This is a genomic window from Micrococcus sp. GPGPB33 (assembly GCF_037853785.1).
GTDB classification, from domain to species: domain Bacteria; phylum Actinomycetota; class Actinomycetes; order Actinomycetales; family Micrococcaceae; genus Micrococcus; species Micrococcus luteus.
In genome coordinates this window covers 2538784-2562465 of the sequence record NZ_JAQMWO010000002.1, presented here as the reverse complement: position 1 = coordinate 2562465, position 23682 = coordinate 2538784, and the positions used below count along the sequence as shown (strand labels likewise).

20 protein-coding genes, 1 tRNA gene and 3 pseudogenes are annotated in these 23682 nt (G+C 73.6%); 20 read left to right on the top strand and 4 right to left on the bottom strand.

The genetic code is table 11. The features are described 5' to 3' along the window. The first annotated feature begins 29 nt into the window (after window positions 1–29). The 7 genes and pseudogenes from POD19_RS12130 (at window position 30) to POD19_RS12100 (ending at window position 6262) form a co-directional block, all read left to right on the top strand. On the top strand, window positions 30–968 hold the full coding sequence (locus POD19_RS12130; RefSeq protein ID WP_144818276.1) for an SDR family oxidoreductase: 939 nt from the start codon (window positions 30–32) through the stop codon (window positions 966–968). Then, window positions 965–1900: pseudogene (locus POD19_RS12125) on the top strand (nucleoside hydrolase); the annotation flags it as partial. The gene POD19_RS12130 and the pseudogene POD19_RS12125, both read left to right, overlap by 4 nt. A 214-nt stretch (window positions 1901–2114) precedes the next feature. Beyond that, complete coding sequence (locus POD19_RS12120; protein WP_044659469.1) at window positions 2115–2948, top strand: aldo/keto reductase; 834 nt, start codon at window positions 2115–2117, stop codon at window positions 2946–2948. A 193-nt stretch (window positions 2949–3141) separates the two neighbouring features. After that, window positions 3142–4002, top strand: coding sequence for a phage holin family protein (locus tag POD19_RS12115; RefSeq protein WP_340309490.1), 861 nt, complete (start codon window positions 3142–3144; stop codon window positions 4000–4002). A gap of 153 nt (window positions 4003–4155) precedes the next feature. Further along, the gene (locus POD19_RS12110; RefSeq protein ID WP_020624488.1) at window positions 4156–4797 is read left to right on the top strand and encodes a CDP-alcohol phosphatidyltransferase family protein; all 642 of its coding nucleotides are present in this window, start codon (window positions 4156–4158) and stop codon (window positions 4795–4797) included. A gap of 126 nt (window positions 4798–4923) precedes the next feature. After that, a pseudogene (locus POD19_RS12105) lies at window positions 4924–6143 on the top strand (glycosyltransferase). A 45-nt stretch (window positions 6144–6188) separates the two neighbouring features. Beyond that, window positions 6189–6262 (top strand) — tRNA-Ile (locus tag POD19_RS12100). 61 nt (window positions 6263–6323) lie between these two features. On the opposite strand, the gene POD19_RS12095 is transcribed toward POD19_RS12100, so the two are convergent. Next, window positions 6324–7142 carry an NlpC/P60 family protein gene (locus POD19_RS12095; protein ID WP_340309489.1) on the bottom strand — a complete coding sequence of 273 codons (819 nt, stop codon included), beginning with the start codon at window positions 7140–7142 and terminating at the stop codon, window positions 6324–6326. Window positions 7143–7513: 371 nt separating this feature from the next. Between POD19_RS12095 and POD19_RS12090 the strand changes: the two genes are divergently transcribed. After that, on the top strand, window positions 7514–8710 hold the full coding sequence (locus POD19_RS12090) for a glycosyltransferase (RefSeq protein ID WP_070708481.1): 1197 nt from the start codon (window positions 7514–7516) through the stop codon (window positions 8708–8710). Here the strand turns inward: POD19_RS12090 and POD19_RS12085 are convergent. Next, on the bottom strand, window positions 8646–9320 hold the full coding sequence (locus POD19_RS12085) for a M23 family metallopeptidase (RefSeq protein ID WP_041105090.1): 675 nt from the start codon (window positions 9318–9320) through the stop codon (window positions 8646–8648). The two genes, POD19_RS12090 and POD19_RS12085, sit on opposite strands and share 65 nt — an antisense overlap. A gap of 404 nt (window positions 9321–9724) precedes the next feature. On the opposite strand from POD19_RS12085, the gene rpsB reads away from it, so the two are divergent. From rpsB to POD19_RS12035, 10 genes and pseudogenes are all read left to right on the top strand, one after another. Next, window positions 9725–10627: a 30S ribosomal protein S2 gene (gene rpsB / locus POD19_RS12080; RefSeq protein ID WP_036382563.1), complete on the top strand. Its 903-nt coding sequence runs from the start codon at window positions 9725–9727 to the stop codon at window positions 10625–10627. 103 nt (window positions 10628–10730) lie between these two features. Then, a complete protein-coding gene (gene tsf / locus POD19_RS12075) occupies window positions 10731–11567 on the top strand; it encodes a translation elongation factor Ts (protein WP_010079157.1) in 837 nt (278 codons plus the stop codon). A 208-nt stretch (window positions 11568–11775) separates the two neighbouring features. Further along, complete coding sequence (gene pyrH, locus POD19_RS12070) at window positions 11776–12543, top strand: UMP kinase (RefSeq protein WP_002857706.1); 768 nt, start codon at window positions 11776–11778, stop codon at window positions 12541–12543. A 53-nt stretch (window positions 12544–12596) separates the two neighbouring features. Further along, window positions 12597–13154: a ribosome recycling factor gene (gene frr, locus POD19_RS12065; protein ID WP_144818280.1), complete on the top strand. Its 558-nt coding sequence runs from the start codon at window positions 12597–12599 to the stop codon at window positions 13152–13154. Between the two features lie 36 nt (window positions 13155–13190). Further along, window positions 13191–13520 carry a hypothetical protein gene (locus POD19_RS12060; RefSeq protein WP_340309488.1) on the top strand — a complete coding sequence of 110 codons (330 nt, stop codon included), beginning with the start codon at window positions 13191–13193 and terminating at the stop codon, window positions 13518–13520. After that, entirely contained in the window at window positions 13457–14026 is a 570-nt protein-coding gene (locus tag POD19_RS12055; protein WP_340309487.1) for a phosphatidate cytidylyltransferase, read from the top strand. Before POD19_RS12060 ends, POD19_RS12055 begins: the two co-directional genes overlap by 64 nt. A gap of 49 nt (window positions 14027–14075) precedes the next feature. Further along, on the top strand, window positions 14076–14675 hold the full coding sequence (locus POD19_RS12050) for a DivIVA domain-containing protein (protein WP_041105097.1): 600 nt from the start codon (window positions 14076–14078) through the stop codon (window positions 14673–14675). A gap of 154 nt (window positions 14676–14829) precedes the next feature. Beyond that, window positions 14830–15984 (top strand): pyruvate dehydrogenase (acetyl-transferring) E1 component subunit alpha, encoded by a 1155-nt coding sequence (gene pdhA, locus POD19_RS12045; protein WP_041105099.1) that lies wholly within the window; start codon window positions 14830–14832, stop codon window positions 15982–15984. Window positions 15985–15992: 8 nt separating this feature from the next. Beyond that, the gene (locus POD19_RS12040) at window positions 15993–17048 is read left to right on the top strand and encodes an alpha-ketoacid dehydrogenase subunit beta (RefSeq protein ID WP_044659478.1); all 1056 of its coding nucleotides are present in this window, start codon (window positions 15993–15995) and stop codon (window positions 17046–17048) included. Further along, window positions 17045–18471, top strand: a pseudogene (locus POD19_RS12035) (dihydrolipoamide acetyltransferase family protein). Before POD19_RS12040 ends, POD19_RS12035 begins: the two are co-directional and overlap by 4 nt. A gap of 105 nt (window positions 18472–18576) precedes the next feature. Here the strand turns inward: POD19_RS12035 and POD19_RS12030 are convergent. Both POD19_RS12030 and POD19_RS12025 read right to left on the bottom strand, forming a co-directional pair. Further along, the gene (locus POD19_RS12030) at window positions 18577–19050 is read right to left on the bottom strand and encodes a GNAT family N-acetyltransferase (RefSeq protein WP_051995227.1); all 474 of its coding nucleotides are present in this window, start codon (window positions 19048–19050) and stop codon (window positions 18577–18579) included. After that, the gene (locus tag POD19_RS12025) at window positions 19037–19801 is read right to left on the bottom strand and encodes a TetR/AcrR family transcriptional regulator (RefSeq protein WP_340309486.1); all 765 of its coding nucleotides are present in this window, start codon (window positions 19799–19801) and stop codon (window positions 19037–19039) included. The genes POD19_RS12030 and POD19_RS12025 overlap by 14 nt, the downstream gene beginning before the upstream one ends. Window positions 19802–19914: 113 nt before the next feature. Between POD19_RS12025 and POD19_RS12020 the strand changes: the two genes are divergently transcribed. Further along, complete coding sequence (locus POD19_RS12020) at window positions 19915–21531, top strand: carboxyl transferase domain-containing protein (protein ID WP_041104212.1); 1617 nt, start codon at window positions 19915–19917, stop codon at window positions 21529–21531. A 7-nt stretch (window positions 21532–21538) separates the two neighbouring features. Further along, complete coding sequence (locus tag POD19_RS12015; RefSeq protein WP_144818285.1) at window positions 21539–23674, top strand: acetyl/propionyl/methylcrotonyl-CoA carboxylase subunit alpha; 2136 nt, start codon at window positions 21539–21541, stop codon at window positions 23672–23674. The last annotated feature ends 8 nt before the right edge of the window (window positions 23675–23682 follow it).

Below are 23682 nucleotides of genomic sequence, written 5' to 3'. Positions count from 1 at the left end.
TCTGACGCGCGCCGCGTAGCATCCGGCCCATGACCACTCCAGAGAAGAAGGACGACGCCCCCGCGATCCCCGTGCAGGACTCCCAGCTGGCCCATGACGACCCGCGCACCCGCCACCCGAAGCTCCATATCACCAAGCAGCGCCAGCCCGAGCCGGGCCTGGACGTGAAGACGGATCCCGTCCCGGACATCGGTCTGGACTCGTACCGGGGCGCGGGCCGGCTGACCGGCCGCAAGGCCCTGATCACCGGCGGCGACTCCGGCATCGGTGCCGCGGTCGCCATCGCCTACGCCCGTGAGGGCGCGGACGTCGCCATCGCCTACCTGCCTCAGGAGCAGCCCGACGCCGACCGCGTCCTGGCGGCGATCGAGGCGGCCGGGCGCACCGCCGTCGCGTTGCCGGGCGACCTGATGGACGCCGACTACCGCGCCTCCCTCGTGGACGAGGCCGCGCAGCGCCTCGGTGGCCTGGACATCCTCGTGAACAACGCGGGCAAGCAGTTCATCTCCGATGACCTGGCCGATCTCACGGACGAGCAGGTCCACGAGACGTTCCAGATCAACATCATGTCCATGTTCACGCTCAGCCGCGCCGCGCTGAAGCACATGGGCCCGGGCAGCACGATCGTGAACACCACCTCGGTGCAGGCCTACAACCCCAACCCGAGGCTCCTCGACTACGCGGCCACCAAGGGCGCCATCAACAACTTCACCAAGGGCCTGGCCGAGCAGCTCGGCCCGAAGGGCATCCGTGTCAACGCGGTGGCGCCCGGGCCCATCTGGACGGTGCAGCACGTGTCCTACGGTGAGCCCGAGGAGAAGCTGCCCGAGTTCGGCCACAGCACCCCCATCGGCCGCGCCGGCCAGCCCGTGGAGATGGCGCCCGCCTACGTGTTCCTTGCCTCGGGCGAGTCCAGCTACGTCAACGGCGAGACCCTCAACGCCAACGGCGGCACGCCCACCCCGTGACCGCCCGCCTCCTCGCCGACGTCGACACCGGCATCGACGACGCCTGCGCCCTGCTCCACCTCGTGGGCGCCCACCGCCTGGGTGTCGGCCCCGAGCTCGCGGCCGTCACCACCACGGGCGGCAACGCGACCGCCCGGGACTGCGCCTTGAACACGGCCGCGGTGCTGGACCTGGCCGGTCGGGCCGACGTCGAGGTGGCCGTCGGCGCCGAGACCCCGCTGCGCCGGCCCGCGGCCACCACTCCGGAGACCCACGGCGACGGCGGTCTCGGCCATGCCCGGATCGATCGGCGCCCTGAGCGGCTCGCGCCCCGGCCCGCCGTGGAGGTGTGGCTGGACGAGCTGCGGGCCCACCCCGGGGAGACGACGATCCTCTGCACCGCGCCGCTGACGAACCTGGCCCTCGCTCTGCGCGCCGAGCCGCGCCTGCCGTTCCTCGCCCGCGGCGTCGTGATCATGGGCGGCTCCTTCTATCATCCGGGCAACACCACGCCCACCGCCGAGTGGAACACCTGGGTGGACCCGGACGCCGCGAAGGAGGTGTTCGCGGCCGTCGAGGGCCTGCCCGAGGATCGCCTGCCGGTGGTCTGCGCGCTCGAGACCACGGAGCGGATCGAGTACACGCCCGCCCTGCTGGACGGCCTCCTGGCCGACGCCGGCGCCCACCCCGTCGGCTGGTCCGCGGACCGACCGCGGGTCGCCGGACCGGACGCCGCGACCGGCAGCCCCGTCCTGGACGTGCTCGCCGACGCGCTGCGCTTCTACTTCGAGTTCCACCACGACTACGACCAGGGCTACATCGCGCACCTGCACGACCTCTTCGCCGCCCAGGTGGCCGCGGGCCAGGCCCGCATCGCCACGCGGGCCACCGTCGTCGACGTCGAGGCGGACTCGGAGCTGCTGCGCGGCACCACCGTCCACGACACGCGGGACATCTGGGGCCGGCGCCCCAACGCCCGGCTCGTCACGGCCAACGACCCCGCTGAGGTGTTCGCGGCCTTCGCCCGCGCGGTGGGCGCCGTCGTCGCGGGGAGCGGACGCCCGACGGCGGCGCCCCGGCCCGGTGACCGCCGTCGGGAATGCCCCCCGTCCGCGTGCGGTTGCACCCGAGGCATCCGCCCGACCCCGACCCTCCAGGAGCTCCCTCATGACCGACGTTCCCACCGTCCCCTTCCACGACGGCCAGCAGATCCCGCAGCTCGGGCTCGGCGTGTGGCAGGTCGAGGACGACGTCGCGGCCGACGTCGTCGAGCAGGCGATCCGCGCCGGCTACCGCCACATCGACACCGCCGCGATCTACGGGAACGAGGAGGGCGTGGGCCGCGGCATCGCCGCGTCCGGCGTCGCCCGCGAGGAGCTGTTCCTCACCACCAAGGTGTGGAACTCGGACCAGGGCTACGAGGAGGCGCTCGCCGCCCTCGACGTCTCGCTCGACAAGCTCGGCACCGACTACGTCGACCTCTACCTCATCCACTGGGCCAAGCCGGCGCAGGGGAAGTACCTGGACACCTGGAAGGCCCTGATCGAGGCGCAGAAGCAGGGCAAGGTGCGCTCGATCGGCGTCTCCAACTTCCCGGCCGCCCAGCTCGAGGAGATCATCGAGGCCACCGGCGTGGTGCCCGTGATCCACCAGGTCGAGACCCACCCGTACTGGCAGCAGCGCGAGCTGCGCGAGGTCGAGGGCCGCCACGGCATCGTCCACGAGTCCTGGTCCCCGCTCGGTCAGGGCGGCGACCTCCTCGCCGACCCCGTGGTCACGGAGATCGCCGAGGCCCGCGGCGCGACGCCGGCCCAGGTGGTCATCGCGTGGCACCTCGCCCACGGCTTCGTGGTCATCCCCAAGTCCGTGACGCCCGAGCGCATCGTCTCGAACCTCGAGGCCGCGGGGGTGGAGCTGACCGACGACGACGTCGCCCGGATCGACGCCCTCGACCGCGAGGACGGCCGTCTCGGCCCCGACCCGGCGGTCATCGACTTCTGATCCAGCCGCCATCGCGCGCACCCGGCCCGTCCCCCTGGGGGCGGGCCGGTGATAGCTTTGCTCGAGAATGCCCGGCGACCGCCGCGCCGCCCGGGCGCATCTGTCCAGGCACTCCACGGAAGGCATGCACCATGTCCCACCAGGCTCCCCCGCCGATGCGTCGAAGGTCCGCGCGCCGCGGACCGCCGTCCCGGTGACCCCGCAGACCCGCGCGAGCTCGCTGACCGACCTGCTCGGCGCCGTCGTGCGCCTGTTGCCCCTGCAGATGAAGGACGAGCTCGAGCTCGCCAAGAGGCACGTGGCCGCGAAGGGCAAGAAGGCCGGCATCGGCGCCGGCATCGCGGTGGTGGGCCTGTTCTTCCTCGCACTCATGGTGGTCGCCCTCGTGGTGACCCTGATCGGCGCCTTCGCCGACCCGACCTTCTGGTTCCCGGCGCTGATGGTGGCGCTGGCGTTCCTCGTGCTCGGCCTGATCTTCGCCGGCGTCGGCCTCATGATGGTCAAGGGCGCCATGCCGCTCGTGCCGCAGGAGATCGTGCGCAACCTCGAGTACGACCTCGGCTACCTCAAGGAGGGCAACGCCTTCGATCCGGCCGAGTACGACCGCCTCAAGGCGGAGCGCGCCGAGGCCAAGCGTGTCGAGGCCGCCCGCGAGGCCGAGCGGAAGAAGGTGGAGAAGGAGGAGAACAAGAAGGCCCGCAAGAACGGCGAGGCCGCTCCCCATCCGGACCGCGCCGACGCCAGCGAGGCGGAGATCCGTCGCCGTGCCGACCTGCGCCGCCGCCACCTGGGCGACATCCGCTCCGGCCTGGACGAGAAGACCAGCGTGAAGGGCCAGCTCGCGGCCTTCGCCGCGCAGCGCAAGGGTCGCGGCGTCACCCCCGAGACCGCACACGCCACCGAGCAGACCGCGCCGTTCACCGGTGCCGCCCGCGCGGGGGAGCGGACCGCCGAGGCCGAGGACTACGTGAAGGACAACTGGCAGCCGCTCGCGCTGCTCGGCGCCTCCTCCGCCGCGTTCGTGGCGCTCGCCGGCCGCCTGCGCCGCCGCTGACCCGGGGGGGTGCCCGCCCTCCCCGGCCCCTGAGGCCCCGATCCCCACGGATCGGGGCCTCGTCGTCTGCGGGGAGGGGCGACGGCGTCGGTAGGCTGGGCGTGTGGGGCGCCCGGCGGGGGCGTCCGCCCGCGGACCCTGGAGGAGCGACCCATGCGTGTGATCGACGTCGGCCTGCGCGAGGGCCACGAGTACCGCGTCCGCGACACCTGGCTGACCGTGCCGAACCTCATCACCCTGGCCCGCTTCGCCCTGGTCCCGGTGTTCGTGTGGCTCACCGTCGACGGCCGGCACCTGGACGCGTTCGTGATCCTGGCGGTGCTCTCCGGCACGGACTGGGTGGACGGCTACGTGGCGCGCCGGTTCGACATGATCTCCACGGTCGGGCGGTGGCTCGACCCGGTGGCGGACCGCCTCTCCCTGCTGGTGGTGGCCGTGACGTTCGTGGCCACCGGTATCGCCCCGCTCTGGCTCGCCCTGGCCATCGCGATCCCGGACCTCGTGCTCGCCGCCGTGTGCCTGTGGCTGTTCGGCGGCAGCCCGGACCTGCCGGTCACGGTCCTGGGCAAGGTGCGCACCGCGCTGCTGCTGGTGGGCACGCCCCTGCTGCTGCTCGCCCGTGTGCCGGGGGTCGACGGCGGCCCGTGGAGCGGCGTGGCCCTGGCTCTGGTCGGCGCCGGTTGCCTGCTGCACATCCTCGCCGCGGGGGACTACCTCGTGCGCGCGGTGGGCAAGGCCCGCGGCCTGCGGGCGGACGGTCAGGACCCGCGCGAGCACCCGTCCCGCCGGGGCTGACCCCCTCGCGCATCCTCGTGCCGGCGCCGACGGTTGCTACCGTGGGACGCGCGCCGTGCCCGCGGCCGATCCTCACGGCACGGGCCGGGCGCCGTCGTGCCATCGCCACCACAGAGAGGGACCGCCGTGTCCGACCGTCCCGGGATCGCCGCCGACCGCCCCCTGAAGGTGCTGATCGCCGCAGACACCTATCCGCCGCACGTCAACGGGGCCGCCACCTTCGGCCACCGCCTCGCCACGGCGCTGCACGCGCGCGGCCACGAGGTCCACGTCGTGATGCCGCGCAGTGACGCCGGCCCGGACACCGTGGAGCACCGGCCGGAGGCCACCGTGCACCTGCTGCGCTCCCTGCCGGCGCCGACGCACGAGTACTACCGTGTGGTGCTCCCGCGGCATGCCAAGATCTCCTTCCGCCGCATCTACCGCGAGGTCCAGCCGGACGTCGTGCACGCCCAGTGCCACTACATGATCGGCGAGGCCGCCATCAACGAGGCCGAGCGGCGCCGCATCCGGATCGTCTCCACGAACCACTTCATGCCGGAGAACCTCGAGCCGTTCCTGCCGTTCCCGCAGTGGTTCCTGGACATCGTCTCCCGGGTGTCGTGGAAGGACATGGGTCGACTCATGGGCAAGGGCGCGGTGGTCACCACCCCCACGGCCCTCGCCGCGCAGGCCATGGCCGAGCACGCTGGCCTGGACAACGTTCTCCCGGTCTCCAACGGCATCGACGCGAGCGCCTACGAGCTGCAGCCGGGGGAGAGGGTGGACCATCCCGGCCATCCGGTCGTGCTCTTCGTGGGGCGGCTGGCCGTGGAGAAGAACGTGGAGGTGCTGATCCGTGCGATCGCGCACCTGGCCCGCACCCGCCCCGACCTGGACGTGCACGCCGAGATCGTCGGCGACGGCGAGCAGCGCGACCGCATCCGTGCCACGGTGGACGAGGAGGGGTGGCCGACCGCGTCCTGCTGCGCGGCCACGTCTCCGAGGAGGAGCTGCGGGCGGCCTACCTGCGCGCCGACGTGTTCTGCCAGCCGGGCACGGCGGAGCTGCAGTCCCTCGTGACCCTCGAGGCGCTCAGCGCGTCCACCCCGGTGGTCCTCGCGGACGCCCTCGCGTTGCCCCACCTCGTGGACGAGGGCGTCAACGGCCACCTCTTCCCGCCCGGGGACCACGTGGCCCTGGCCGATCGGATCGCCCGGATCCTCGACCTCTCGGACGCGGACCGCGCCGCCATGGGCGAGGCGTCCCACGCGAAGGCCCTGCATCATTCCGCCCAGAAGACGGTGGACATCTTCGAGCGCCTCTACCGCGGCGCGACGGCCGCCGAGGTCCGCGCGATGCTCTGAGACCCGTCGGTAGGATGGGCGGGTCCCGCGCGATGCCGCGGGGGAGGGGCGTTAGCTCAGTCGGTCAGAGCAGGGGACTCATAATCCCTGGGTCGCGGGTTCAAGTCCCGCACGCCCTACAGAAAACGGCCCCCGGCCGCGCGGTATGGCGCGGGCCGGGGGCCGTCGTCGTGCCGGTGCTCAGTAGCGGGCGGCCACCGCGAGCATGTCGGACTTCATGATCGTCGTGGAGGTGAACACTAGGCCCGCGTCCTCGTTGAGGGCGTGGGCGAGCTGGCCGCCGCCCATGTACATGGCCGTGTGGTAGATGCGGCCGGTGGACTGGTTCGCATAGAACACGAGGTCGCCGGGCTGGGCCTGGGAGATCGGCACGTAGGACTTCGCGGCGAGGTACTGGTCGCCGGCGCGGCGCGGGATGGAGATGCCGGCCCGGGCCATGGCCTGCTGGGTGAGGCCGGAGCAGTCGAAGCCGGAGGGGCCGTTGCCGCCCCACACGTAATAGGAGGACGGGTTCCGGACGGCGGAGCGCACGTAGTCGACGGCAGCCTGCTTGGACGCGGGCGCCGGCGCAGGGGCAGGGGCGCTGGAGGTGGAGACCGAGGTGGTCTTCAGGACCATTCCCGGGTGGAGCATGGTCGAGGAGGTCATGCCGTTGATGGACTGTAGGACCGAGGCGGACACGCCCGTGCGGTAGGAGATGATCCACCAGCCGTCGCCGGCCAGCACGGTGTAGGTCGAGCCCGAGGTGGACGGCGCCGGGGCCGGGGCCGGGGTGGCGGTGCCGGAGGTCTTGAGGACCATGCCGGGGTGCAGCACGGTCGCGGCGGTCATGCCGTTGAGCGACTGCAGCGTGGACATGGAGACGCCGGTGCGCTGGGCGATGATCCACCAGCCGTCGCCGGAGCGGACGGTGTAGGTGGTCTCGGCGGCCTGGGCGGTCTCGGCGACGGACACGGTGCCGACGCCGGTCAGGGCGGCGGCGCCCAGGGCGAGCGCCACGGAGGCGGCGGCGGTGCGGGGGCGCGACGCGCGGCGGCGTGCGGGGAGGTCACAGACATCAGATCTTCTTCCCGGACAGGACCTGCGGCCCGTGAGGGTGGTGCCTCGGGGCGGTGCCCGGAACGAGGCCGGACCGCGGGTGCGAGTTGACGAGCAGTGCGGATGACCGGGTACGCGCGGATGCGGAGGAAGCCCCGGTGTGGCGGACCGGTCGTAACCGATCCGTGATCAAGATACACGATCGTTATCGAAACGCAATCAGAAATTCGGATGTCGTCCAGGTGGCCGCTCGGTGCTCGACACCCCCCGCTCGACACCCTCCGCGCGCGGCTGTCCCCGCCCCGCTCCGGCGCGGCGCTAGCGTGGTCCGGGTGAGCCCCTCCCGCCCCCTGCGCCTGCTGATGGACGCCCGCTACACCCGCACCGACTTCCACGACGGCATCTCCCGCTACGGCGCGAGCCTCCTCGAGGCGGTCGCCCGCCGGGCCGCCGCACCGGGCCCGGCGGGGGCTGACGTCGAGGTCGCGATGCTGATCTCGGACGAACGACAGCTGGCCCTGCTCCCGGACGGCGTGCCGTGGCACCTCGTCTCCGGCCCCACCTCCCCACGCGAGCCGTTCGTGGCCCGTCAGGTCGCGCGTCTGCGACCGGACGTCGTCTTCTCGCCCATGCAGACCATGGGGTCGTGGGGGCGGGACTACGCCCTGATCCTCACGCTCCACGACCTCATCTACTACGAGCACCGCACCCCGCCGCGGAACCTGTCCGAGCCGATCCGCTGGCTCTGGCGGGCCTATCACCTGACCAAGATCCCGCAGCGGCTCCTGCTCGACCGCGCGGACGCGGTCGCCACGGTCTCCCGGACGACGGCGGAGCTCATCGCCCGGCACCGCCTCACCCGGCGTCCGGTCCACGTCGTCGCGAACGCGGCGCAGGCGGTCCCGGAGCCGCGGGACCCGGACGAGACCCCGGAGCGCACGCTGCTCTACATGGGCTCGTTCATGGACTACAAGGACGTCGAGTCCCTCGTGGCCGCCGCGCCGCTGCTGCCGGGCTACACGCTGCACCTGCTCTCCCGCATCAGCCCGGAGCGCCGCGGGCAGCTCGAGGACCGGTTGGCCGAGCGTCGCGCCGTCGCAGGGGCCGACGGCGCAGACGTGGTGTTCCACGACGGCACCGACGAGGCCGAGTACGTGCGCCTGCTCCGCCGGGCCACCGCGGCCGTCACCCTCTCCCGCGCCGAGGGCTTCGGCCTGCCCGTGGCCGAGGCGATGGCCCATGGCACGCCGGTGGTGTGCTCGGACCTGCCGATCTTCCGCGAGATCGCCGGCGCGGGCACCCCGTCCTTCCGGGGTGTCCCGCTCGAGGGGGACCGGGCGGCCGCGCTCGCCGCCCGCGTGCGGGAGCTCGAGGATCCCGCCGAGTTCGCCGTGGCCTCCCGGGCGAGCGTCGCCCAGGCGGCCCGGTTCAGCTGGGACGAGTCCGCCCGCCGGCTCCTGGACCTCACGGCCGCGCTGGGTGTGGCGCGGCGTGCGGCCAGAGCACGGACGGGCCGCTCCACCCGATGAGCACCAGCGGGTCGAGGTAGCGGTCGAAGGCCGCCTCCCCCACACGCCAGCCGTCGGGCTCCCGCACGCCCCAGTGCACGCACGCGCGCGTGCAGTGCGGTGGCGCCCCGGCCAGTCGCCCCACCGGGTCGCCCGCGGCGACGACGGCCCCCACGGCGACATCCGCCTCCACCGGCTCGAGCGAGCTGCGGGTCCCGTCCTCGTGCTCCAGGGTCAGCACGGGGCGGTCGACCACGACCCCGGCGAACACGACCCGGCCCGCCGCCGGCGCCTGGATCGGAGCCCCGGTCTGCACGGCGAGGTCCACGCCCCGGTGCCCCCGACTCCACGGTCGCTCGGGTGCGACGAACGCGCGGAGCACGTCATCCGGGGCGGCGCCGGCGACGGGCGGGTGCCACGCGACCGGCGCGGCCGTCGCGCCCGGACCTGCCGGGGACGCCGCGACGAGGAGCAGCGCGTCACGCGTGGACGGTGCGGGCGTGGCCCGGGACACGGGGCCGAGGTCGCCCATCCCCAGGGCGAGGACGAGCCAGGCGAGCAGGGCTGCCGCGACGCACCCCGCGATGCGCGGACGCGGGAGCGGACGGGGGAGGAGCGTGCGAGGGGTCATGGCGTCAGCCTGGCGTTCCGGGCGGCCGCGTGGCAGGCCCGCAGTCCCATCGTGGAGAGCGCCCGCCGCACCGGCCCCTGTGCAGGAGTCGGCGATGGGAGCGGGCGCCCACCTGGGGTAGGATTCACCTCAGCGGTGTCCTGTGGCCGGCCCTGTGCTGTGCCCCGGACGCCGACTCCGCGCATCGCGGTGGGTCGCTTCAGCGGCCCAGCCCCCACGCTCGGTCCCGTCCCCGCCGTCCTCCTGGAGAGGACGTCGGCGCGGGTGCTCGTGGGGCCCGGCAGCCCGCCGTCGTGGTGCCAGGGGCCGCCCGACCGGGCCGGCCGCCAACCGTCAAGAAATCGACCGGCAGACCGCCCGCGCGTGAAGCGCGGGGTGCCACGGCTGCCACAGAAGGGAACGTCATGCCCGTCGTGACCATGCGCCAGCTCCTCGACTCCGGTGTCCACTTCGGCCACCAGACCCGCCGCTGGAACCCCAAGATGAAGCGCTTCATCTTCACCGAGCGCAACGGCATCTACATCATCGACCTCCAGCAGTCGCTGTCCTACATCGACCGCGCCTACGAGTTCGTCAAGGAGACCGTCGCCCACGGCGGCACCATCCTGTTCGTCGGCACCAAGAAGCAGGCCCAGGAGGCCATCGCGGAGCAGGCCGGTCGCGTGGGCATGCCCTACGTGAACCACCGCTGGCTCGGCGGCATGCTGACCAACTTCTCCACCGTCTCCAAGCGCGTGCAGCGCATGAAGGAGCTCGAGGAGATCGACTTCGAGGACGTGGCCGGCTCGCAGTTCACCAAGAAGGAGCTGCTGCTGCTCAACCGTGAGCTCGAGAAGCTGCAGGCCAACCTCGGCGGCATCCGCAACATGGCCAAGACCCCCTCCGCCGTGTGGGTCGTGGACACCAAGAAGGAGCACCTGGCCGTCGACGAGGCCCAGAAGCTCGGCATCCCGGTCGTCGCCATCCTGGACACCAACTGCGATCCGGACGAGGTCGCCTACCCGATCCCGGGCAACGACGACGCCATCCGCTCCGTGAACCTGCTGACCCGCGTGGTCGCGGACGCCGTCGCCGAGGGCCTGATCGCCCGTCAGGGCGGCAAGTCCGGCCAGGCGGCCGCCGAGCCGATGGCCGAGTGGGAGCGCGAGCTGCTCGAGCAGCACAACGCCCAGCAGGCCGAGCAGGCTGAGCAGGCCGAGGCCCCCGCCGCCGAGGCGCCGGCCGAGCAGGCCGAGGCCCCCGCCGCCGAGGCGCCGGCCGAGCAGGCCGAGGCCCCCGCCGCCGAGGCCGCCCCGCAGGGCGAGTGATCCCGGCCGGCCCGTCGGCCCGGCCCCACCCGGCCGGGCCGACGGACCGGATCAGACCCCGAACATCCCGCACAACCCACACCACGGGAAGGACCGAACGAGCATGGCGAACTACACCGCTGCTGACATCAAGGCCCTGCGCGAGCGCACCGGCGCCGGCATGATGGACGTGAAGAAGGCTCTGGACGAGGCCGACGGCGACGCCGAGAAGGCCATCGAGATCATCCGCGTGAAGGGCCTCAAGGGCGCCACCAAGCGCGAGGGCCGCTCCGCCGCCGAGGGCCTCGTGGCCGCGACCGTCGAGAACGGCGTCGGCGTCATGATCGAGCTCAACTGCGAGACCGACTTCGTGGCCAAGGCCGACAAGTTCATCGCCCTGGGCGACGTGGTGCTGCGCGCCGCCGTCGCCTCCGGCGCCACCGACGTCGACGGCCTGCTGGCCTCCGACTACGAGGGCCGCACCCTGGGCGACTACGTGACCGAGGAGGGCGCCCTGCTGGGCGAGAAGGTGGCCGTGCGCCGCCTGGCCCGCGTGGAGGGCGCCTTCGTGGACGCCTACCTGCACAAGACCTCCAAGGACCTGCCGGCCCAGGTGGGCGTGCTCCTCGCCGTGGACGCCGACTCCGCCGACGCCAAGACCGCCGCGCACGACATCGCCGTGCACACCGCGGCCTATTCGCCCACGTACCTCACCCGTGAGGACGTGCCGGCCGAGACCGTCGAGAACGAGCGTCGCATCGCCGATGAGACCGCCCGTGCCGAGGGCAAGCCGGAGCAGGCCCTGCCGAAGATCGTGGAGGGCCGCCTGACCGGCTTCTTCAAGGAGATCGTGCTCGTGGACCAGCCGTTCGCGAAGGACCCGAAGCAGACCGTCGGCAAGGTCGCCTCCGACGCCGGCACCAACGTCACCGGGTTCGCCCGCTTCCGCGTCGGCAACTGACCGCCGCACCCGGACCGGCCGCTCCCGGTCCACGCCCCGCGGGGGCGTAGGATCGGGAGCGACCCGAGGTCCACTCCGGCGCCGGATGGCGCCGACGACCATCGCATGACGGGGTGGCCGCCCCGACCGGGCGGCCACCCCGTCCGCGTGTCCGCCCCCGGGACGGCCGTCCCCGGCCCGACCCCCCACCGACCAGGAGATGCTTCCCATGGAGACGAACCGCGCCCCCGAGGACCCGACCACCGCCCACGCCCCGCAGACCTCGGACGACACCGGCCGCCGTCGCGTGCTCCTCAAGCTCTCGGGCGAGGTGTTCGGCGGCGGCAAGATCGGCGTGGACCCGGAGACCGTCCGCGGCATCGCCGAGCAGATCGCCGCCGCGGCGGACCAGGTGGAGATCGCGATCGTCGTCGGCGGCGGCAACTTCTTCCGTGGCGCCGAGCTGTCCGAGAACGGGATGGACCGCCGTCGGGCCGACTACATGGGCATGCTCGGCACCGTGATGAACTGCCTGGCCCTGCAGGACTTCCTCATCCAGGCCGGGGTCACCACGCGCGTGCAGTCCGCCATCCACATGGAGCAGGTGGCGGAGTCCTACATCCCGCTGCGCGCCATCCGCCACATGCAGAAGGGCCGCGTCGTGATCTTCGGCGCAGGCACCGGCCTGCCCTACTTCTCCACGGACACCGTGGCGGCCCAGCGTGCCCTCGAGGTCGGGGCGGACGAGGTCCTGATGGCCAAGTCCGGCGTGGACGGCGTCTACACCGCGGACCCCAAGAAGGACCCCACCGCCGAGCGTCTCACGCACCTGACCTACGACGAGGCGCTGCTGCGGAACATCCGCGTGATGGACCTGACCGCCATGACCATGTGCAAGGACAACGACCTGGACATGCGCGTGTTCGGCATGGAGGGCCCGGGCAACGTGACCCGCGCCCTGCTCGGCGAGCCGATCGGCACCACCGTCACCGTCTGAGGCGCGCCGCGTAGGATGGCGGCAGACCTGTTCCACCACACCGAGGAGACACCGTGATCCAGGAGACCCTGCAGTCCGCCGAAGAGCAGATGGACCGCACCATCGAGGCCACGCGTGAGGACTTCGCCTCCGTGCGCACCGGCCGCGCCAACCCGGGCCTCTACTCCAAGGTGATGGTCGACTACTACGGCTCGTTCACCCCGCTGCAGCAGCTGGCGTCCTTCACCACCACGGACGCCCGCACGCTGCTCATCACCCCGTTCGACCAGTCGGCCCTGCGCAACATCGAGAAGGCGCTGTCCGAGTCCGAGGTCGGCGCGAACCTGTCCAACGACGGCAAGGTCATCCGCATCGTGATGCCGGAGCTGACCGAGGAGCGCCGCAAGGAGTACGTGAAGCTGGTCAAGTCCAAGGCGGAGGAGCACAAGATCTCCGTGCGCAATGCCCGCCGCAAGGCCAAGGAGGCCATGGACAAGGCCGTCAAGGACGGCGAGGTCGGCGAGGACGAGGGCGCCCGCGGCGAGAAGGAGCTGGACGCGCTCACCAAACGCCACGTCGAGCTCATCGACGAGATGGCCAAGAACAAGGAGCAGGAGCTGCTGGAGGTCTGAGCCTCCCGCCGTCCGCGCTCGCCCCATGACCTCCCCATGACCTCCGCCGTGTCCACCTCGCCCGCACCTCCGCGCGGCGGCCGCGACCTCAAGTCCGCCGTCCTCGTGGGGGTGGGGCTGCTGGCGACGGCCCTGGTCGGCCTCTTCTGGCTCGACTGGCTGCTGGTCCTCCTCGTGGTCGCCCTGCTGGTCGGCGCGGTGTCCGAGATCGCGACGGTGGTGCGCGGCATCGGCCTGGACGTGCCGCGGCCCCCGCTCTGGGTGGCCGCGGCGGTCCTGCCGCTCACCGCGTGGCGGTGGGGGTGCCCGCGCTGTTCATCGCCCTGGTGGCATGCCTGGCGCTGGTGGCCGTGTGGACGGCGCTGACGCGGCGGCGTCCGGCGGGCCAGTTCATGCTCGCGGGCGTGTTCATCGTGCTGTGGGCGCCGTTCCTGCTCTCCTTCGCCGCGGCGCTCCTGGACGAGCCGCTGGGGCACCGCATGGTGGCGGTCCTGCTGCTGATGGTGGTCTCCAACGACACGTTCGGCTACATCGTGGGCTACCGCTTCGGCCGCACCCCGATCGCCCCGCGCATCAGCCCCAAGAAGTCCTGGGAGGGCCTGGCCGGCTCCCTGGCGGGCTCGGTGCTGGTGGGCGTCGTCGCCGTCCCCCTGCTGGTCGGCCAGCCGTGGTGGGTCGGCGCCGTCCTCGGCGTGACCACCGTCGCCGCCGCCACCTCGGGGGACTTCTCTGAGTCCATGGTCAAGCGTGAGCTCGGCATCAAGGACATGTCCTCCGCCCTGCCCGGCCACGGCGGCGTGATGGACCGCCTGGACTCCCTCGTGTTCGCCGCGCCGGTGGCCTACACCGTGCTGGCGCTGCCCCTGACCTGATCCACCCCTCGACCCGGCACGGCCGGGACCCGCACCGCAGGAGACGCCCATGACCCCCCGCACCACCCCGGACACCGAGCCGGTCTTCGAGCTCGTCGAGCAGGACGAGATCGGCTACGAGACCACCCACGTGGACGCCTTCATGGCGCGTGCCCGTGAGGCGCGCGACGGCGGTGCCCCGCTGACGGCGGAGGAGGTGCGCCAGGCCCGCTTCGCGACCGTCAACGGCGGCTACGCCACCGACGAGGTGGACGACGAGCTGGACCGTCTGGAGGAGGAGCTGGCCGCCGCCGAGCGTCAGGCCTTCGTCGCCGAGCGCGGGGACGAGGACTGGGCCGCGGACCTCGAGGAGCGCGTGGCCGAACTCGTGGCCCGCGCCGATCGGGCCCCGGCGGAGCGCTTCCGCCGCCCCTCCCGCGCGGACGCTGTGAGCTACGACGTGGACCAGGTGGACGCGCTCGTGGACCGCCTGCGCGTCACCCTGGCCGGCGCGGAGGGCTCGACGGATCCCGACGCCGAGGGCGGGCTGACCGCGGACGACGTGCGCCGCGCGTCGTTCGGCGAGGCGGAGGGTGCCGCCGGCTACGAGGAGGGCCAGGTCGACGCCTACCTCGACGCCGCCGTCGACGTGCTGCTGCGCCGCGCCTGACACCCTGCCCTCGCGCGGCGGCCCGGGAGAGTGGCGCAGATCACACTGGAGTGATTACAATCACACCACCGAGACGCCGCGCGCTCCACCCCTGCTCGCGCATGCGTACAACTCCCTCGCCCCGCACCGTGGGCGTCGATCGGAAGGCAGTGCAGTGACCCTCGTGGACCACACCCGTCCCACCGGCGGACAGTCCGCCGGCTCTCCGCCCCCGGCGGGCCCGGCCGAGGCCGTGATGCTCCAGGTGCTCGACGCGGAGGGCCGCCGCCGTCCGCAGCCGGAGCTCGACCCGTGGATCGAGGACGTCGACGCCGACGCCCTCGCCGCGCTGTACCGCCAGATGGCCGTGGTCCGTCGCCTCGACGTCGAGGCCACGCACCTGCAGCGTCAGGGCGAGCTGGCCCTGTGGCCGCCGCTGCTGGGCCAGGAGGCCGCCCAGGTGGGCTCCGCCGTCGCGCTGCGCCCGGACGACTTCGTCTTCCCGTCCTACCGCGAGAACGGCGTGGCCCTGCTGCGCGGCGTCCCCGCGCTGGACCTGCTGCGGGTGTGGCGCGGCTCCACGTTCTCGAGCTGGGACCCGAACGAGACGCGGGTGGCCACCCAGCAGATCATCATCGGCGCGCAGGCCCTGCACGCCGTCGGCTATGCGATGGGCGTCCAGCGGGACCAGGCGGACGTCGCCACGATCGTCTACTTCGGCGACGGCGCCACGAGCCAGGGAGACGTCAACGAGGCCATGGTCTTCAGCGCCTCGTACCAGTCGCCCGTGGTGTTCTTCTGCCAGAACAACCACTGGGCCATCTCCGAGCCCGTGCGCCTGCAGACCCGCCGCAGCATCGCGGACCGCCCGTGGGGCTTCGGCATCCCGTCGATGCGCGTGGACGGCAACGACGTCCTGGCCGTGCTCGCCGCGACCCGCGCCGCCGTCGAGCGCGCGGCCGACGGGGGCGGTCCCACCTTCATCGAGGCCGTCACCTACCGCATGGGCCCGCACACCACCGCGGACGACCCCACCCGCTACCGGGACGACGCCGAGCTCGAGGCCTGGAAGGCCCGTGACCCGTTGACCCGCGTGGAGGCGCACCTGCGCACCCTCGATGTGGACGTGGACGCCGTGCTCGCACAGGCCCAGGCCGAGGCCGACGAGCTGGCGGCCGAGGTCCGCCGCGCCCTCGAGGCGCTCGAGGAGGACGGCGCGGACAGGCTCTTCGACGAGATCTACGCTGAGCCCCACCAGGAGCTCGAGCGGCAGCGCCGCGAGCACGCCCTCTACCTGCAGCAGTTCGACGACGAGGAGGCGGGCGCGTGAGCGAGCGCATGACCTTCGGCCGTGCGATCAACCGCGGCCTGCACCGTGCCCTGGCCGACGACCCCAAGGTCCTGCTCATGGGCGAGGACATCGGCGCCCTCGGCGGCGTGTTCCGCATCACCGACGGCCTGCAGGCCGAGTTCGGCGAGGACCGGGTGCTCGACACCCCGCTGGCCGAGTCCGGCATCGTGGGCACGGCCATCGGCCTGGCGATGCGCGGCTACCGGCCCGTCGTCGAGATCCAGTTCGACGGCTTCGTGTACCCGGCGTTCGACCAGATCGTGGCGAACCTGGCCAAGCTGCGTGCCCGCACCCGCGGCGCCGTGCCGATGCCGGTCACCATCCGCATCCCCTTCGGCGGCGGCATCGGCTCCCCGGAGCACCACTCCGAGTCGCCCGAGGCCTACTTCCTGCACACCGCGGGCCTGCGCGTGGTCTCCCCGTCCTCCCCACAGGAGGGGTACGACCTCATCCGCGCCGCGATCGCCTCGGAGGACCCGGTGGTCTACCTCGAGCCCAAGCGTCGCTACCACGACAAGGGCGACGTGGACCTGGACGTCGCGATCCCGCCGATGAGCCCGGCCCGCATCCTGCGCGAGGGCCGTGACGCCACGCTCGTGGCCTACGGCCCGCTCGTGAAGACCGCCCTGCAGGCCGCCGAGGTGGCGGCCGAGGAGGGCGTCGAGGTCGAGGTGGTCGACCTGCGCAGCCTGTCCCCGCTGGACACCGGCCTCGTCGAGTCCTCGGTGCGGCGCACCGGCCGGCTCGTCGTGGCGCACGAGGCCTCCCGCACCGGCGGCCTCGGCGCCGAGCTCGTGGCCACGGTGGCCGAGCGAGCGTTCCACTGGCTCGAGGCCCCGCCGGTGCGCGTCACCGGCATGGACGTGCCCTACCCGCCGTCCAAGCTCGAGCACCTGCACCTGCCGGACCTCGACCGCATCCTCGACGGCCTGGACCGTGCTCTGGGCCGGCCGAATTCGCTGGACTCCGTGGACGCGTTCGCCGCCCCCGAGACCGCCGAGCAGTTCCTCGCGGCCCAGAACGCCGGGGAGGAGACCCGATGAGCCAGAAGACCTTCCGCCTGCCCGACCTCGGCGAGGGCCTGACCGAGTCCGAGATCGTGACGTGGCGCGTGGCCGAGGGCGACGCGGTGAGCGTGAACCAGGTGCTCGCCGACGTCGAGACGGCCAAGGCCGTGGTCGAGGTCTCGAGCCCGTTCGCGGGCGTCGTCGCGGCCCTGCACGGCGCCGAGGGTGAGACCCTCGAGGTCGGTGCGCCCCTGGTGACCTTCACCCTCGAGGGCGCCGAGCCCGACGTCGGCGGGCCCGCCGAGGGTGACGGCCGCGTGCCCACCCTCGTCGGCTACGGCGCCGCGCCGGACACCGGCAAGCCCGGCCGCCGTGCGCGGCGCGGCTCAGCGGCACCGGCGACGTCGGCCGCCCCGGTGGGTGAGCCCGCCCGCGGACAGGCGCCGTCCACGTCGGAGGCGGCCCCCGCCGGCGCCGGGCGCCCGCAGCCCGAGGCCGCCGAGCCGGACCGCGCGGACGCGGCCCACGAGCCGGCCCCGGGCGAGCGACCCCGGTGCACTCCGCCCGTGCGCCTGTACGCGCGCCGCGCGGGCGTGGATCTGGAGCAGGTCACCGGCACGGGTGTGGGCGGGGTCATCACCCGCGCGGACGTCGAGGCGTTCCTGGCCGGGGGCGGGCAGCCCGCGGCCGCGGCGGCGCCGCCGCAGTCCGGCGCCGAGTCGGGCTCGACCGGGGGCGTCCGCACCCTGGGTGGCCGCCCGCGCACCGAGGCCGTGCCGGTCAAGGGCGTGCGCAAGGCGACCGCGGCGGCCATGGTGCAGTCCGCGTTCACCGCCCCGCACGTGACCGAGTTCCTGCAGGTGGACGTCACCGAGACCATGGAGCTGCTCGCCGAGCTCAAGGCCTCCCGCGAGTTCCGGGACGTCAAGCTCACGCCCATGACGCTCGCCGCCAAGGCGTGCCTCGTGGCGATGGAGCGCACCCCGGACGTCAACGCCCGGTGGGACGAGGCCGCCGGGACGATCGTCCAGCAGAACTTCGTGAACCTCGGCTTCGCCGCCGCCACCCCCGCGGGCTGATGGTGCCGAACGTCAAGGACGCCCAGGCGATGAGCCTGAGGGAGCTGGCCGACGCCATCCGCGATCTCACGGGCCTCGCCCGCGAGGGGCGGCTGTCCCCGGCGGACCTGGCCGGCGGCACCTTCACGCTCACGAACGTCGGGGTGTTCGGCGTGGACGCGGGCACCCCGATCATCAACCCGGGCGAGGGGGCGATCATCGCGATCGGCCAGGTCCGGAGGATGCCGTGGGAGCACCGCGGCGAGATCGCCCTGCGGGACGTCATGACGCTGTCCCTCTCGTTCGACCACCGCTTCGTGGACGGCGAGCAGGGCTCGCGCTTCCTCGCGGACGTCGGCGCGATCCTGCGCCGCCCGGGTCTGACCCTGACCATGGTCTGACGGCCCCGGACGCGCCGCGGCCCCGCCACCCGGGCACCGGGAGGCGGGGCCGTCGTCGTGGCAGACCGGTGCGGCCGCCGGCACGGCGGGGGCCGCGGGGCGCGCTCAGTCGGCGGCGGGCAGCTCCATCACGAGCTCGGTGATGACCTCGGCACGGGCGTTGGAGAAGACCTTCTCCTCGCCGACGGTCTCGAAGCCGCGGCGGGAGAGCACCTTCACGGAGCCCACATTGTCCTCGGGCACGTGCGCCCGCAGCGGGCGGGCGGTGTGCTCCTCCAGGAACCGGTCCACGGCCGCGGTCGTCAGCCCCAGGCCCCAGTAGTCCTGCGCGGTCCAGAAGGACAGCTCGCCCACGCCGTCCTGCTGGGTGCACACGAGCGCACCCACGGCGCGGCCCTCGTGCTCGATGGTCCGCACGACGGTGTCCTCGTCCCCGAGCAGGTGGGCCCAGTGGTAGTCGAAGACACCGCGGTCCCGGGGGTTGCGGGGGGCGAAGGCGGACATCAGGTTGGCCTGCTCGTCCTGCTGGTGGAGGAAGAACTCGTCCAGATCCTCGGGTCGGACGTCACGAAGAAGCACGGCGGTGGACCTCTCGGGGCGGGGTTCGACGGCGTCCGCCGTCGCGGGTACCGGCCACCGTACCACCGGGCACGACACCGGCCCGCCGGGCCGGTGCCGCCCGCTCAGTCCCCGCCGGGCAGCGGCCCGGGGGCCGTGGCCGCGGCCCAGGCCATGGCCACGAGGGTCGCGCGGCGGGCCGCGCGGTCGGCCGCGGTGCGCCGCACCGAGCGGGGGTGGAGTTGAGCAGGCCCAGCACGGCCTGGGCGCGGAACACGGCGGTGGCCTGGTCCTCGCGGGGGTGGACGACCTGCAGCTGGCGCGCCCACACGTCGATGTAGGCGCGCTGGGTGCGCGTGATGGCCGTGCGCGCGCCGTCGGGCAGGGCGGACATGTCGCGGTCCTGCACGCGGATCACGTCGCGCTGGGCGAGGGCGAAGTCCGCCTGGAAGCCGATGAGGGCCCGCAGGGTCTCCGCCCCCGGCGCGTGCTGCGCCTCGGCGGCCAGCCCGCCGTCCAGCAGGTCCTGCGAGGCCGTGTCGAGGATCGCCGTGAGCACGGCGGCCTTGCCGGCGAAGTGGCGGTAGATGGCGGGGCCGCTGATCCCGACCGCGGCGCCGATGTCCTCGAGGCGGACCGCGTCGAAGCCCCGGGCCGCGAACAGTCGCGCCGCGGCCGCGAGCAGGTCCACCCGGCGTCGGGCCTTGGCGGCCTCCCGGGCGGTCGGCGGGGTCGCCGGGGCGGCGGGGGACGCGGGATCGGCGGCGGGCATGGGTTCCACTGTAGGACGAGACGAGGCGCGCCGGGCGCCCGGTCGACGTCAGTGACGATCGTCACTACACTGAGGCTCGGTTCAGTTAGTCGTCATTCACTGAAGGGGGTCTCATGACCGCCAGCACCCCGGCCCCGGCCGCGCAGTCCGCGCCCACCGTGGCCGAGCGCAACGCGGCCGGCCACGCTCGGCTCGAGCAGGAGCTCGCCGACCTCGTCGCCCGCACGTCGCTCGGCGGGCCCGAGCGCTCGCGCGAGCGCCACACCGGCCGCGGCAAGCTGCTGGTGCGGGACCGCATCGACGCGCTGCTCGACGAGGGCTCGCCCTTCCTCGAGGTCGGCGCGCTGGCCGCGCACGGCCTGTACGGCGGGGACAGCCCCGCCGCCGGCGTCGTGGCGGGCATCGGCCTGGTCCACGGCCGCCTCGTGATGGTGGTCGGCAACGACGCCACCGTGAAGGGCGGCACCTACTACCCCATGACGGTGAAGAAGCACCTGCGGGCCCAGGAGATCGCCCTGGAGAACCGCCTGCCGTGCATCTACCTCGTGGACTCCGGCGGCGCGTTCCTGCCCCGCCAGGACGAGGTCTTCCCGGACCGCGAGCACTTCGGCCGCATCTTCCGGAACCAGGCGCTGCTCTCCTCGCAGCGCATCCCGCAGCTGGCCGCGGTGTGCGGCTCCTCCACGGCGGGCGGCGCGTACGTGCCGGCCATGTCGGACGAGACCGTGATCGTGCGCGAGCAGGGCACCATCTTCCTCGGCGGCCCCCCGCTCGTGAAGGCCGCGATCGGGGAGGACGTCTCGCCCGAGGACCTCGGCGGCGGCCGGCTGCACGCCGAGCGCTCCGGCGTCGCGGACCACCTGGCGGACGACGACCTGCACGCCATGCAGATCCTCCGGGACATCGTGGCCACCCTGCCCCCGGCCGAGGCGCCGGCCTGGGAGGTCGCCCCCGCCGCGGAGCCCGCCAAGGACCCGGCCGAGCTGACCAGCGTCGTGCCCGTGGACGTGAACACCCCCTACGACGTGCGCGAGGTGATCGACCGCCTCGTGGACGGCGGCTCCGTCCACGAGTTCAAGCCCCTCTACGGCACCACCCTGGTCACCGCGTTCGCGCGGATCGACGGCCACCCCGTGGGCGTCCTCGCCAACAACGGCATCCTGTTCGGAGACTCCGCCCGCAAGGGCGCGCACTTCATCGAACTGTGCGACCAGCGCGGCATCCCGCTGCTGTTCCTGCAGAACATCTCCGGCTTCATGGTGGGTCGGGACGCGGAGGCCGGCGGCATCGCGCGCGACGGCGCCAAGATGGTCACCGCCGTCGCGACCGCCCGCGTGCCCAAGCTGACCGTGGTGATCGGCGGCTCGTTCGGCGCCGGCAACTACGCGATGTGCGGCCGCGCCTACTCACCCCGCTTCCTGTGGATGTGGCCGAACGCGCGCATCTCCGTGATGGGCGGCCCGCAGGCCTCCTCCGTGCTCACGCAGATCAAGCAGGACCAGCGGGCCGCCGCGGGGGAGGAGCCGATGTCCTCCGAGGAGGTCGAGGCCTTCCAGGCGCCGGTCCGTCGGCAGTACGAGGACCAGGGCAGCCCCCTGTACTCCACCGCCCGCCTCTGGGACGACGGGGTGATCACCCCCGGCCAGACCCGCCGGGTGCTCTCCCTGGCCCTCGACGTCATCTCCCGTTCCCCGCTGCCGGACTCCCGGTTCGGCCTGTTCCGCATGTGAGGCACCCGTGACCGAGAACCACGCCCAGGGGACGCCCCTGTTCGACACCGTGCTGGTGGCCAACCGCGGCGAGATCGCCGTGCGCGTCATCCGCACCCTGCGCCGCCTCGGCATCCGCTCGGTGGCCGTGTACTCCGACGCCGACGCCGACGCGCGGCACGTCCGGGAGGCGGACACGGCGGTCCGCCTCGGCCCGGCTCCGGCCCGCGAGTCCTACCTGGACATCGACGCCGTCGTCGACGCCGCGCGCCGCACCGGCGCCCAGGCCGTGCACCCCGGCTACGGCTTCCTGTCCGAGAACGCCGACTTCGCCCGCGCGCTGGAGGCGGCCGGCATCGTGTTCGTGGGCCCTCCCGTGGGCTCGCTCGACGCGATGGCGGACAAGATCCGGGCGAAGGAGACCGTGGCCGCGTACGACGTGCCGGTGGTCCCCGGCATCCAGGACCCCACGCTCACCGACGAGCAGATCACGACCGAGGCCGAGCACGTCGGCTTCCCGCTGCTGATCAAGCCCTCCGCGGGAGGCGGCGGCAAGGGCATGGTGGCCGTGCGCGCCGCCGAGGAGCTGCCCGGCGCCCTCGCCTCGGCCCGGCGCACGGCGCGCTCGGCGTTCGGCGACGACACCCTGCTGCTCGAGCGGCTCATCACCGCGCCCCGGCACATCGAGGTGCAGGTGTTCGCGGACGCCCACGGCGCCACCGTGCACCTGGGTGAGCGCGAGTGCTCCCTGCAGCGCCGCCACCAGAAGGTGATCGAGGAGGCCCCCGCGCCCCTGCTGACCGGGCTGGCGCACGGGGCCGAGCTCCGCGAGCGCCTGGGCCGGGCCGCCGTGGACGCGGCCGTGTCCGTGGGCTACCGCGGCGCCGGCACCGTCGAGTTCCTCGTCTCGGACGAGAACCCGGACGAGTTCTTCTTCATGGAGATGAACACCCGCCTGCAGGTGGAGCACCCGGTCTCCGAGGAGGTCGTCCGGGTGCGCGGACGACGCCTGGACTTCGTGGAGCTGCAGCTGCGCATCGCGGCGGGGGAGCCGCTCGGCTTCGCCCAGGCGGACGTGAGCCTCGACGGCGCCGCCGTCGAGGCCCGCGTCTACGCGGAGGACCCCGCGAACGGCTTCCTGCCCTCCACCGGGCCGGTGCTGCGCTGGCGCGAGCCCGCCGGCGAGGGCGTCCGCGTCGACACCCTCCTGCTGCCCTCCCGGCCGGCCGAGGAGCGCGCGTTCGGCTCCGGACCGCAGACTGGCCCCGCCGCCGGCGCCGTGGACCCCGTGGACGTCGACGGCGCACAGCCCGAGATCACCGGCTTCTACGACCCGATGATCGCCAAGCTCATCGCCCGTGGCGCCGACCGCGCCGAGGCCCTGGACCGGCTCGACGCCGCGCTCGCGGACACCGTGCTGTTCGGCGTCCGCTCCAACCTGGGCTGGCTGCGCGAGCTCGCGGCCCGCGAGGACGTGCGGACCGGCCGGCTCACCACCGAGCTGATCGACGGCCTCGAGGCGTGGACCGCCCCCGCGCTGCCCGAGGACCTCGCCGCGCTCGCGGCCGAGGCCCTGGCCGACGTGTCCGAGGACGCGGCCGCCGCCGAGCACCGCGCGGCCGGCACCGCGTGGGCCCGGGCGGACGGCTGGCGCGGCGCGGGCGCCCCGCAGCCCGGGATGCGCGTCCGGGTCGGGGACGAGGACCGCATCCTCACCGCCCCCGCCGCCGACGCCGAGGTGGACGAGGACGCCGGAGGCCTGGCGGGCGTCAACCTCCTGGCCGGTGACCCGCGGGACCCGCGCTCAGCGTGGCTGCACCGCGACGGCGCCGCGTGGCAGGTCCGCCGCCTCACCCGGGCCGAGGTGGTCGAGGCCGCCCGCGCGGCCGCGGCCGCGCGTCGTGCCCCGGCCGGCGCAGCGTCCCCCGAGGCCCGCACGCCCATGCCGGGCACCGTCGTCGCCGTGTCCGTGGCCACCGGGGACACCGTGGCCGCGGGCCAGGAGCTGGCGGTGGTCGAGGCCATGAAGATGGAGCACCCCGTCACGGCCGCCGTCGCCGGCGTCGTGACCGTCCACGTCGCCGAGGGCGACGCCGTGGCCGCGCAGGCGTTGATCGCCGTCGTCGAGCCCACCGAGCACGCAGCACCCGCAGAGAACACCTGAGAACAGGA